This window comes from Planococcus donghaensis MPA1U2 (assembly GCF_000189395.1).
Lineage (GTDB): Bacteria > Bacillota > Bacilli > Bacillales_A > Planococcaceae > Planococcus > Planococcus donghaensis_B.
In genome coordinates, this window is record NZ_AEPB01000007.1 from 1 (window position 1) to 12,343 (window position 12,343).

The 12,343-nt window shown below is 40.1% G+C and carries 12 protein-coding genes; 2 read left to right on the top strand and 10 right to left on the bottom strand.

Going from position 1 to position 12,343, the window contains the following annotated elements; all coding sequences use genetic code 11:
* The 9 genes from GPDM_RS01880 to GPDM_RS01920 form a co-directional block, all read right to left on the bottom strand.
* On the bottom strand, positions 1–1,611 hold a 1,611-nt coding region (locus GPDM_RS01880), incomplete at its 3' end, for a long-chain-fatty-acid--CoA ligase (protein ID WP_008428400.1).
* 159 nt (positions 1,612–1,770) lie between these two features.
* Positions 1,771–2,190, bottom strand: a complete 420-nt coding sequence (gene arsC / locus GPDM_RS01885) for an arsenate reductase (thioredoxin) (protein ID WP_008428402.1) — start codon at positions 2,188–2,190, stop codon at positions 1,771–1,773.
* A gap of 29 nt (positions 2,191–2,219) precedes the next feature.
* The gene (locus GPDM_RS01890; protein WP_008428404.1) at positions 2,220–2,567 is read right to left on the bottom strand and encodes an ArsR/SmtB family transcription factor; all 348 of its coding nucleotides are present in this window, start codon (positions 2,565–2,567) and stop codon (positions 2,220–2,222) included.
* 254 nt (positions 2,568–2,821) lie between these two features.
* Positions 2,822–3,898: an ABC transporter ATP-binding protein gene (locus tag GPDM_RS01895; protein ID WP_008428407.1), complete on the bottom strand. Its 1,077-nt coding sequence runs from the start codon at positions 3,896–3,898 to the stop codon at positions 2,822–2,824.
* Between the two features lie 12 nt (positions 3,899–3,910).
* The gene (locus tag GPDM_RS01900; RefSeq protein WP_008428409.1) at positions 3,911–4,723 is read right to left on the bottom strand and encodes an ABC transporter permease; all 813 of its coding nucleotides are present in this window, start codon (positions 4,721–4,723) and stop codon (positions 3,911–3,913) included.
* Positions 4,723–5,607 (bottom strand): ABC transporter permease, encoded by an 885-nt coding sequence (locus GPDM_RS01905; protein WP_008428411.1) that lies wholly within the window; start codon positions 5,605–5,607, stop codon positions 4,723–4,725. The genes GPDM_RS01900 and GPDM_RS01905 overlap by 1 nt, the downstream gene beginning before the upstream one ends.
* Positions 5,591–6,838: an ABC transporter substrate-binding protein gene (locus GPDM_RS01910; RefSeq protein ID WP_008428414.1), complete on the bottom strand. Its 1,248-nt coding sequence runs from the start codon at positions 6,836–6,838 to the stop codon at positions 5,591–5,593. The genes GPDM_RS01905 and GPDM_RS01910 overlap by 17 nt, the downstream gene beginning before the upstream one ends.
* Before the next feature lie 35 nt (positions 6,839–6,873).
* Positions 6,874–7,533: a TVP38/TMEM64 family protein gene (locus GPDM_RS01915; protein WP_008428416.1), complete on the bottom strand. Its 660-nt coding sequence runs from the start codon at positions 7,531–7,533 to the stop codon at positions 6,874–6,876.
* The gene (locus GPDM_RS01920; protein WP_008428417.1) at positions 7,530–9,413 is read right to left on the bottom strand and encodes an FAD-dependent oxidoreductase; all 1,884 of its coding nucleotides are present in this window, start codon (positions 9,411–9,413) and stop codon (positions 7,530–7,532) included. Before GPDM_RS01920 ends, GPDM_RS01915 begins: the two co-directional genes overlap by 4 nt.
* A gap of 174 nt (positions 9,414–9,587) precedes the next feature.
* Here GPDM_RS01920 and GPDM_RS01925 point away from each other — a divergent pair, with 174 nt between their 5' ends.
* Together GPDM_RS01925 and GPDM_RS01930 are read left to right on the top strand one after the other, a co-directional pair.
* On the top strand, positions 9,588–10,169 hold the full coding sequence (locus GPDM_RS01925) for a CDP-alcohol phosphatidyltransferase family protein (RefSeq protein WP_008428419.1): 582 nt from the start codon (positions 9,588–9,590) through the stop codon (positions 10,167–10,169).
* A gap of 16 nt (positions 10,170–10,185) precedes the next feature.
* Positions 10,186–11,277: an FAD-dependent oxidoreductase gene (locus tag GPDM_RS01930; RefSeq protein WP_008428421.1), complete on the top strand. Its 1,092-nt coding sequence runs from the start codon at positions 10,186–10,188 to the stop codon at positions 11,275–11,277.
* Positions 11,278–11,373: 96 nt separating this feature from the next.
* Here GPDM_RS01930 and GPDM_RS01935 read toward each other — a convergent pair whose 3' ends face one another.
* Entirely contained in the window at positions 11,374–12,297 is a 924-nt protein-coding gene (locus GPDM_RS01935; protein ID WP_008428423.1) for an HD-GYP domain-containing protein, read from the bottom strand.
* Positions 12,298–12,343 lie beyond the last annotated feature (46 nt).

Below are 12,343 nucleotides of genomic sequence, written 5' to 3' on the forward strand. Positions count from 1 at the left end.
AACGGTTTTTAACGTTAATTTACTTTTTTTCCTCGTCCCCCAATACATTTCTCGTAACTGGAACTTCTGCAGTTTCCCAGTTGCTGTTTTAGGCAACGATTCAACAAAGTCTACGGATTTTGGTACTTTAAAGCGCGACATATGTTCGCGCGTATAATCCAGGATTTCTTGCTCGGTTGCTTGTGCACCTTGATGCAACACAATAATGGCTTTTGGTACTTCCCCCCACTTTTCATCCGGTACGGCAATCACAGCCACTTCAGCAATGGCTGGATGCTTGTACAAAACACCTTCGATTTCTGTAGAGGAAATGTTTTCGCCACCCGAGATAATCATGTCTTTAATGCGATCTTGAATTTCGATAAAGCCATCTGGATGCGTTACCGCCAAATCCCCAGTATAAAACCACCCGTCACGAATTGCTTCTGCTGTTTTTTCAGGATCTTTGTAATAACCAGCCATCACGACGTTGCCGCGCGTGACGATTTCACCTAATTCTTTACCGTTCCAAGCCACTTCTTTGCCGTCTTCTTGGTTAACGACTTTTGTTTCGCCATTAAAAGCGAGTTCTATTCCTTGGCGTGCTTTTATAGATGCTTGTTGGTCAGAATCCAAGTCATTAAATTCATTTTTCCATTCGCAGTAAAGGATAAACGGAGACGTTTCAGTCAAGCCATACACATGCATCATATTCAATCCAAGAATGCTTTGTGCTTTCGCAATCAACGCAGCAGCAGGTGGTGCACCTGCTGTTCCCATCCGTATGGTCTGAGTCAATTCAAGTTGTTTCGCTTTAGGTTCATTCACAAGCATATTGACAACTGTCGGCGCACCGCAAAGTGAAGTGATGCCATGACTTTCAAATAAATCCAAAATGAGCGGAGGGTCTACTTTACGTAAACAAACATGCGTAGCTCCCGCTGCGGTAATGGCCCAAACGCCTCCCCATCCGTTTGTATGAAACATTGGCAAGGTATGCAAATACACGTCATCAAACTTAATCTCTAAATGATGCAAGAAGTTGGCTGCATTCAAGTAATTGGTGCGATGTGTTTGCATGACTCCTTTGGGGCTAGAAGTTGTCCCACTCGTATAATTTAACGACAGCATTTGGTTTTCATCCAAATCGACGTAAGGCACTTTCGCATCAACCGCTGCGTTCCCGATAAACGCTTCGTAGTCTTCCCCGTTAATCGTTGATTCAAAGCCATCTACTGCCACGATTATGTACTTTTCAATTGGTAGTTCGTCTTGTACATCTTCAAGCATTTTGCCGAATTCCGCATCGACTATTAACATTTTTGCGTCGCTATGTTTTAAAATATATGTTAAATCTTTTGTAGACAAGCGGTAATTAAGCGGAACAATCACCGCGCCAAGTGGGATAATCCCATAAAAACATTCCAGCATCGCGTGGTTATTTGGCAACATCACCGCCACATGGTCTTTGTTGCCAATACCCGCATTATGTAAAGCGATTGTGAGTTGATCTACTCGTTCGCCAAACTCTTTGTATGTAAACTTTTTGTCTCCATCAATCACCGCAACTTTCTCCGGATAGTATTTTACCGCGCGGCGTTTCCAATCAAGTGGTGTTAACGTTGCCAGCATAAAATGACCCCTCTCGTGTAAAAATAGCGAAACTGTTATATAGCAATTATAAGTAGCACCCCCCAACTGTGTCAATGAAGTTGTTGGAATCGATTGACAATTTAGAGAAAAGAAAACCCACAAGCTAAAAAGCTTGTGGGTTTCATGCTAATCATGTAGTTAAATGCCAGTTTTCGCAAATGATTCGATGCGAGTCCCGATAGCATCGCGAACTGTTTGGAATACCGTCCACTTTTCTTCTTCTGTGCCTTGTGCTTTTGCGGGATCTTCAAAGCCCCAATGCTCACGACGAATGTGTGCCGGAGTTACCGGGCATTTATCTGCAGCATCACCGCATAGCGTCACGATGAAATCTGCGCGATGGAGCAAGTCAGTATCAATAATGTCTGAAGTTTGATTGGATATGTCAATATCTACTTCATTCATTGCTTTTACCGCATTCGGATTTAATCCATGAGCTTCAATTCCAGCGCTGTATACATCCCACTCTGTTGCTAAATGTTGTTTTGCCCATCCTTCAGCCATTTGGCTACGGCATGAGTTTCCGGTGCATAAGAAATAAATAATTTTTTTTGTCATAAATAGTTCTCCTTTTTACAAACATAATTTTAAATGCAATCTACTGGTTTTTCTTTCGCACGTAACGCTTGAAGTTGTGCATCTGAGTCGTCAATATGACTTAAAATATCTAGCAACAATGTCGCATGGATAGACTCTTTGTTCATCGAATAAAACCGCCACTGACCACTTCTGTTTTCTTTTAAAAGCCCCGCTTGCTTTAATTTCCGTAAATGTTGACTAATCGCTGGTTGGGTCATGCCAAACATTTCAACAAATTGACATACACAATACGGATTCGTCTCTACCAATTTCATCATCATTAGACGAGTTGGATCGCTGACAGCTTTCAGAAGAGCCGTAACGTCAGATGCAGATCGTTTTGATAAAGTCTCCATGAAGATCCACTCCTTTAGATTTAGTGTATGCCATTATTATTATATAAGTCAAAGCTTATACTTTGGCAATAATTTAAATAAAATAACAAATGAATAAAGCCATTTTATTATGGAAATCCGAAAATATCTGTTAACTAAAAATTTTCTAGTCAATATTCAAAATGAATAAATAAGGTTAATTTTTATTCATTTTTATCTATTTGCGTGTTATTCATGAAAGTATATGTATATTTTATTCATTCATTTCATAAATATTATTCATTTATTAACCATGCATCTTTGGCATCTATTTGCAATATGATTGATTTTCCTGCATATAATGTATCTGCTTGTTGGCTCGTCAAACTGCAAGTTAAAAGAGATTTTCCGACAGTCACATTGACTGAATAAAATCCATGATTAAACTTCATCTGTTCCACCATGCCTTGAAATCGGAAAGCAGTTGCAGGTGTTGGTGCATCTTCTGACACAAGTTGTATAGCTTCAGGACGAATAATTAAATAACTTGAAGCATGTTGAATGGTTGCGTCCACTAACAATTCAAAACTGCCATCCGCAGAGCGAAAACGCCCGTCTTCGACCTGTCCTTCTATAATGTTTTTCATCCCAAGAAATGAAGCGACTTTTGTCGTTAAGGGGCGCTCATATAACTCTTTAGCGCTGCCCACTTGTAACAATTCACCTTGACTCATTACAGCGATTCGATCCGACAGTGAAAAAGCTTCTTCTCGATCGTGCGTAACAAATAATACGGTGACATGAAACTCCAGTTGAATCCGGCTAAGCAAGTCGCGCATTTCTTCTCGTAACCCCGGATCTAACGCACTAAACGGTTCATCCATTAATAATACACGTGGATTGGCAACTAACGCTCTTGCTAGAGCCACGCGTTGTTGTTGGCCACCACTTAATTCATCTGGAAAACGTTTGCCATAACCGTGCAACCCGACATGTTCAAGCATATCGCGCGCTTTTGTTAACCGTTGTTGTTTGTCCACTTTTTGCATTTTTAACCCAAAAGCGACATTGTCTTCTATCGTCATATGCGGAAACAACAGTGACTGTTGAAAAACCATCGCAAAGTTTCTCGCTTCAGACGGAACTCGGGTGAAATTTTGATCACCAATCCAAATTTCACCGTTATCTGCTGCAAGCAATCCCGCAACTAGTTTTAACAAACTGGTTTTGCCGCATCCAGAAGGGCCAAGCAATGAGAAAAATTCACCTTCATGAATCGTCAAATTGACAGGACGCAACGAAAAGGCAGAATGGTCTTTTTGTTGAGGTTGTTTGTATTGTTTTTCTACATTGATTATTCGTAAATCGCTCATTTTCTCACTCCTTTAGCCTAGTGTGTCACGACTTTTTTGTTGGTAATACTTCTTCAATAGTACATCTAAGCCAAGCAACGTCATAATTGCCATGCCTGCAAATAATAATGAATAGGCAGATGCAATTGCCGGGTCACCCCCGCTAATAAACGGAAACAACAGTATAGATAACGTAACCACTTGACCCGAACCTATGATGAAAGTGATCAAGTATTGGCTTAACGAGATTAAAATACTTAAACTAGCTCCTGCGACAATACCAGGCAGTAAATGTGGCAATACTACAAGGGTAAACCGGGAAATAGGACCCGCTCCAAGCATGCGTGCTTGGTCTTCCCAATCAATTGATAATGTTTGGTAGCTAATCATAATGGCGCGTACCATATAAGGCAATGTCGGGGAAATGTGCGCTAACACCACTCCTATTACCGTCTCTGTTAATCCAAGCTTTAAAAACGTCAAATGAATGCCCATTACTGCAACAAATGGCGGAATAATGATTGGCGCAAAAATAATAGCTTCCATTAACCATTTGCCGCGAAACGAATTTCGCACAAGTGCATTAGCGGCAGGTACCGCGAGCAATACATTTACAGCTGTGACAATTAATGCAATGAGTAAACTAACACCTACCGCCTGCCAAGTGCCGGAACTGCCAAACAGCACATAATCCCAAGCCCGAAAACTAATTAACTCAGGCAAAATAGCTGGCCATTGCCAGCCAAATGACATACTAGTTAAAATGAGCGGAACAAAAGGCAAAAGCATTAATAAGAATACCAATACAGACAAGATAATTTTAATAAATACTAGTGGGTTTTTCATCAATCCCACCCCTTTACAGCGTTCCAGCGTTTATTTATTGCGTAAACCACGAGTCCTAATAACACAGTAAAGCTTGCCAAGATGATGTTGACAGCAAGTGCTTCTGGTCGATCTGCGAGTGTCCCGCTTGTATAAAGTTGATAAGAATAAACCGGCAGTGTACTCGGGTACGTGACACCAAGTAAAAAAGGAACTTCAAACGCGGAAAACGTAAAGACAAATACGATAAATGTCGCAATCGTCCAAGCTGGCATCATGACAGGAACCACAATTTCTCGGATATAATTCCAGCGATTTGCGCCGAAAATGCGGGATACATCACGCCAAGACTGATGGATGCGTGATAATACTGGATAAATCATTAATGAGATAAAAGGCGCTTCTTTCCAAGCATACGTCAAGATGATGCCCCATCCAAACGAATCATTTACCAAAACAGGAAACTCCGCAATTGTATCGATGAATCCAAGGTTGGTCGCAATTCGAGAAAGAAAACCACTTTGCATAAATAACAACACAATAATATAGCCGCCAACAAGATGCGGAATCGTTAATGGCAGTTGAAACAATCGATGCCAAATAGACGAGCTCTTGCCGTTAGTTGATTCTTTTAGCATAAACAAGGAAATTGCCAAAGCTGCACCTAACACAGCCGCAAATACTGAAGACAAAAATGCTACACGAAAGGTTAAGTTAAACGATGCCCAAAATTCAGATGAGCTAAATAGCTGGCGATAAGCTGTAATGTTAAAATCAGTTTGACCAAGTGCCGGAAAATAGCCAAGACTTTTTAAAAATCCATCAAAAAGTCCCCCAAAAAACAGGAGGACGATGGTTCCGATGGCAGGAAGCAACAAAAGATACGGTTTATTCTTTTGCCACATGTTGTAACCATCCTTTTTCGATAATTTCTATATAGTCTGATGATAGTTCTGGAAGTCGGTGCTCCTCTAATTCTGTTAATGACAACGTGGCTGCGCCTAAGTCAACGTCATTCATTGCGTCTTGTTGTTCAAGAGACAATAAAGTGAAGTCGAGTGCAGTCAAATCTCCCCAGTTTTCAGGAGACAGTTTTGCCGTTTGCGCTTCTGGTGACATTAGCTCATTGATGGCAACCATTGCTCCCGCTTTTGCAGAAGAATTAAAAGGGATGGACAAAAAATGGGTATTGGAGAGAGTTCCACCATCCAATACAAATGTGCGGGTGGACTCAGTAAAACGACCTTTTAAGACTTCACTCGCCGCAAGTGCCGGATCGTAGCTCATCGTCATACCAATTTCTCCACTTGCATACAATTGATCTTGTTTCGCTAAACTTTCAGGATAAGTTTCTCCATCACGCCATAAATACGGTTCGATGCTATTTAAATAATCCCACATTGGTTCGAGTTTTGTTTCTAAGTCTGGAATCGACGCTGCCGGTTGCTGATACTGCTCGTATCCACCTGTTGTTTCATATAAAACGTGACGGACAAACGCACTGCCTGTAAAATCGGGTAACGCTGGATACGTAAACTGTCTTGGGTTTTCTTGAACCCATTCTGCCAGCTGATTCATAGATTTTGGCGGGTTTGGCGATTTACTTTCATCGTGCACAAAGACAAATTGTGCTTTTCCCCATGGCGCTTCGAGACCGTCTACAGGTTCACCAAAATCATACGCGATTTCAGGCGCATCTTTGTCGATAAAGTCGTTAAAATACGGCAATTGACCACTAAAACTTCCCCATAACAAGTCATTGTCTTTAGCTGTTTTGAAGTTTTCACCATTGATCCAAATGACGTCCATACTGCCACTCGACTTGTCCGCAAATTTTTCGTCAACCAATTGATTAATGATGTCTTGGGAGTCGTTCATAGGGATGCGATTCAACTCGACATCGTGCTCTTTTTTCAAACGCGGCGCTACCCACTCATCAATATACTGATTAATGTTTTCGCTTCCGCCCCACATATACATATTCACTTGTTGTCCTGCAGCTGAATCCGCAATTGTTTGCCAATCACTTGTCAGTAATTGATCTGTTTCTTTAGCTGTTTGCTCATCCACGTTTTGAGAACAAGCGGATAACGTCAGCAGTAGAAAGGATGATGCTAAAAATACGGAGTTCTTCATTTTTACACTTCCTAAATCCGTTGATAAAGTAGCTGTTATTTATTGAGTGTTTGTTTTTTGTTCCACCGATTGCGTAAAGCAATTGGTACTACTGTTAGTATAACGAAAACAACGACGGCAAGAAGGATGATTTTCGGATTTCCGCTCACAAAACTACTGCCCAAAAAATTATAAGCAAACGTACCCGGGATTATTCCGAGAAATGTCGCTAACGCAAAAGACGAGAAACGCACTTTCGCAAAAGCCGCGACATAACTGATTAAGTCAAAATTAATAACGGGAATAAAACGAAACAACAACACGTAGAAAAAGCCGTTTTGTTCCATTTGGGATTGAATTTTCCCCACATTACCGGTCCAAGATTTGCGAACAAAGCTTTTCCCTAAAGTTTTGGCAACGTAAAAAGATAACATCGCTCCGAGCGTTGCGCCGATAATGGTATAAAGAGTGCCAAACCATGCACCAAATGCTAGGCCACCGGCAATCGATAACACCGATGCCGGGAAAAAGATGAGCGGTCGTACTGTATAAATTAATATATACAAAACCGGCGACCAAATACCAAATGACAATATCCAATTACGCAAATCGTTGGCATCTACTTGAAAAACAGAGCGGCTGAGCCAAATGACAATACCGATTAATACGGCAATCGCTACCCATTTGGCAATTTGAAAACCTTTGCTCTTTTTCATGAATTTTGTTTGTGCGCCAAAATGCTAAAGTAACGACTTCTCATTTCGTCATAACGTTTACGATTTACGCCCCAATCCGAATGACCCGCGCGAGATGCTGAGCGGAATTCAATACGTTGCGCGGCATCATTAAAATAAAATTCAATGTCATCTTTAAATCTAAGAGGTTTGGATATCGCGATTGCACGTACATAATTTTCATCCATTGCTTGAATTTTAACACCTTCGTAATTTTCAAGCATTTCGAGTAAACTTTGTTTTGCTCTTTGCTTATTGCCATTGTAAGGCCATGCCGGTACATGCATGTCTTGTTCTGTTGTTTGAGACGATATAGCATTCGGTGTTGCAGGCATTTCTTTTAATCGGCCATTTTTGACCCCAAGTTTTGGTTTAATGTTATTGTGAACGACTAAGTTTGCAATGCTAAGTCCAGTTGCCGTCGCGGCTCCGTATATACCAATTTTTTTTGCCGGCAGTTCTCCTGCTTTTGCTTTATTGAACGTTTTAACAACCGGTTGGTTTAATAAATTGTCGACGAAAACTTTTTTGCCGATTTTCACCAACACTTCACTATACGTTGGGTACGGATGAATCACGCCAGATAGTTTCCCCATATTAATTTTCAAGGTTTTGATGGTTTGAATTTGGCTAATAATTTCACCTGCTCGGTCCCCGAGAATACTCGCACCTAGAATATAACCTTTTTTATCTAAAATAAGTTTCACTTTCCCAATGCTGTCTTTTTTCGTATTGGCACGGTCTAAGTCAGCGTATTCGTGCTCGTATACTCGAATCGAGTCGCCGTATTTTTCGCGGGCTTCTTCTTCGGATAACCCGGATCTGCCGAGCTCAGGATCTGTATATGTACACCACGTGACATGCTCGTAGTCCATTTTTCGATTGATGGGCAAAATGGCGTTTTGTGTCGCTAAAATTCCTTGTGCATTAGCCATATGCGACAATTGATAAGGCCCAACGACATCACCAATAGCATAAATACCTTTTGCGGTTGTTTCCAAATGCTCATCAACTTGAATGCTTTTCGAATCGAATTCAACACCAGCTGTTTCCAACCCGTAGCCATTTACATTTGCTTGACGTCCAAGCGCTACTAACAGCCCTTCTCCGCTAACAGTCATTTCCTTGCCGTCTTTTTCAATGGTCAAATCAATGATTTCTCCATTTTGCTCAGCACGAACCGCAGTTGCGCCTGTATGAATCGTTACACCTTCATCAATCAAACTTTGTTGAATCATCAACACCAATTCTTCTTCATCTTTAGGCAAAATTCGTTCGAATTTTTCCACTAGCGTTACGTTAACGCCAAGACGATTTAACGCTTGGCTTAACTCCACGCCAATCGCTCCACCACCGAGAATGGTCATAGTTTTTGGAAACGTTTTTTGAGTGAAAATGGTTTCATTCGTTAAATAAGAAACTTGGTCTAACCCTTCAATTGGCGGAACCATTGGAGAAGACCCTGTCGAAAGAATGATTTTTTTTGCTTCAATGCGTTCATTATCTACTTCTAGTGCATGCGGTTCGATAAATTTTGCATAGCTATTGATAAAATCAATGCCTGCGTCTTTTAAGACTTCTGGGGATTCGCCTGCATATACTTTTTGAATAACATCTTGAATTTCTGCTAAAACGACTGAAGTATCTACTTGTAAATCAGGCGTATATTTTTTTGCATGATAGACTTCTTTTGCAATATTGATAAGTGACTTGCTCGGAATACAACCGGACCACGTACATTCTCCGCCCGGTAAATTTTTATCGATTAGAACCACGCTTTTAGAAAATCCAGCGGCTGTAAATGCAGCTGTTAATCCGGCTGCTCCAGCTCCAATTATAGCAACATCATATTTTTTAACCATTTACATCATTTCCTCTCTCTTTTTAAATTAAATCCATTTTAACAATAAAGAAGACTTATATTCTCTTAATCCGGCTCAACACTTGCAAGTTATTTTGAATCGAGCGAGATTACGGGTTACAATTGGGAACATCCTTTATACTTAATGTAATCTAAAAATGAAAAGGTGAACTTGATGCTCGATACATACGGACGAAAACATGTACAACCGGTCGTTGACAAAACAGCTGACTTCTTATTAAAGAGGGGCTTCACTGCTAATGGTGTGACCAAAATTGCTTTTGTGATTGGCCTTTCATCAGGTATCTTTGTTTACTTTGATCAACCCTTTTGGGCAGTCGTTGTCCTGTGGTTGTCCGGCTATTTGGATGTAGTTGATGGGACAATGGCCCGCAAAACCAAACCTTCTCCTTGGGGAACCCTACTCGATATTAGCTTTGATCGGATGGTAGAAATTAGCGTGATTTTAGGATTAGCATTCCGTTTTCCAGATGCTATGTGGGCGTTATTGTTGTTAAGTACTTCCATAATCATTGGCATGACTGTCTTTTTAACTGTAGGAGCTTTGTCCGATAAAAAAGGCGTAAAGTCGTTCTACTATCAGGCAGGGTTAGCCGAAAGAACAGAAGGCTTTATATTGTTTACCCTAATGATTGTGTTTTCAACATATTTGACAGTTATTACACTGATTTTTATCGCAATTCAACTTTTTACCATTTATCAACGAATGGCTGAAGCAAAACGAATTTTAAATTAGATGGGAGTAGTGAGAGATGAAGACACTTGTATTAGTAGGAGGCGGACATGCGCATTTGCATTGTCTAGAACAATTAAAGAATGATTCTCAAAAAGACTGGCATGTCTTGTTAATCTCACCGTCCCCTTATCAATATTATTCGGGAATGTTTTCTGGATATACAGAAGGCGTATATAGCTTGGACGAAATTCGGGTAGACTTAACAAAACTATGTCAAAGCATTGGTGTTGAATTTAGTGAAGATACAGTTACGGCTATCGACGCGAAAGCGCAAAAGCTGACGGGGGCAAACGGAGCAGTTTATACATATGATGTTGTATCATTTGATATCGGTTCCCAAACTGCTGTACCAGAAACGATTGAAGGTCATGCCTTATCGATTAAACCAAACTACCGCTTTCCCGATCAACTAGTTAAAACACGCGAATCTTCTCATCCGGTAGTTGTGGGAGGCGGCGCATCAGGAGTAGAACTAGCATTTTCAATCCTATCTTGGCGAAAACAAAATCAGTTGTCTGCGAATGTGGCGTTGTTTAGTTCAACTGAGTTATTGATGAGTCAAGGAACTGCAGCTTCTAAAAAAATCGAATCGATTGCTGTGCAAAAAAGATTGCCGTTTTATTCGGGTACGGGGATTGAGTCTGTGGATGAAAACAGCGTTACGACGAGTGAAGGTGACAATCATCCACAATCAGCAGTCTTGTGGTTAACTGGTCCGAAAAGTTTTGATTTATTCCAATCTTCCGGATTGACTACAGATGAAAATGGCTATTTATTAGTGAATGAGATGTTGCAAAACAATCAGCATCCTGAAATTTTTGGAGCAGGAGATTGTGTCACCATTGATCAGTATCCTGCACTTGCTAAAAACGGTGTTTATGCCGTTCGACAAGGTCCAATTCTGTGGGAAAACTTAAAGAAGAGTTTAACGAAAGGCCAATTAGTGCGATTTACACCTCAAAAAAGATATGTATCGATTTTGTCTACAGGCGATGGTGAAGCTTTTCTTTCTTACGGCAGTCAACTTTTTCATGGGAAAATCCCTTGGAAGATTAAGCAGTATATCGATCGAAAATTTATGAAAAAGTATAAAGACCTTTACGAATAACGATGATTGGCGAACAGTTTAAGAAGCTCGTTCGCCAACGATCTTTCGAAATAAAAGACAAAGCCGGCTGAGATTTCACAGCTGGCTTTGTCTTTTTTATTCGTGTGTATGAATAATCTTTCCTTCTTCTATTAAAATCTGTTCAAATGCAGTAACGACCTCTTGATCGTAATGTTTTCCTGCAAACTTTTTTAGTTCGGCAATCGCAATATGGTCTTCTAACGCTTTTCGGTAGACACGATCTTCAGTCATCGCATCAAATGTATCGCTCACTGCAATAATTCGTGATTCCAATAAAATTTCATCTCCACTTAGTCCATTCGGATAGCCACTGCCATCCAACTTTTCATGATGCTGTTCAATAATAGGCGCAAGCTCGTAGTAGTATGAGTTTCTAACCATTTCAGCACCATCTGTAGGATGTTTTTTTATAATATCAAATTCGGCATTAGTAAGTCGACCTGGTTTGTTTAAAACTTCTGAAGGAACATGAATTTTTCCGATATCATGTAAAAAAGCCGCTACTGTTAAATTTTCAAGTTGTTCTTTGTTAAGTTCTAGCCTTTGAGCAATTAAAACTGAATATTTTGCTACTCGGTGACTATGTTTATGTGTATATCGATCTTTCTCTTCAACTTGCTTCATAATATCCATCAACTTCGAAATTTCTTTACTAATATGGAAAAATGTTTGCTCTGTGAAAACACATAGTAAAGTTACTTTCGATAAGGCTGTGAAATAAATGGGCTCTTTAAGACCACGAGTTGTAAAATAGTCTTCCGGACCTAATTTTTCTCTGTTGTTATCAAGATCATAAAAAATTTCTCCTGACAACACAAAATAAAATTCTACAGCATTGGGATTTTCGCTTGGGTAGACATAAAATAACATTCCTTCTTCAATCGATTGATGTAAAATTTCTACACCATCTCCCTTGGTAATAAGGCTTAAGGAAGTATTGTCTTCAAAATCAACCGTTTCAAGAAATTCACCTTTTTTACCAACCTTAAAACCGTCCATATCATCCCACCTCAATACGAATAAAGACGAGTTCACGATGAACTCG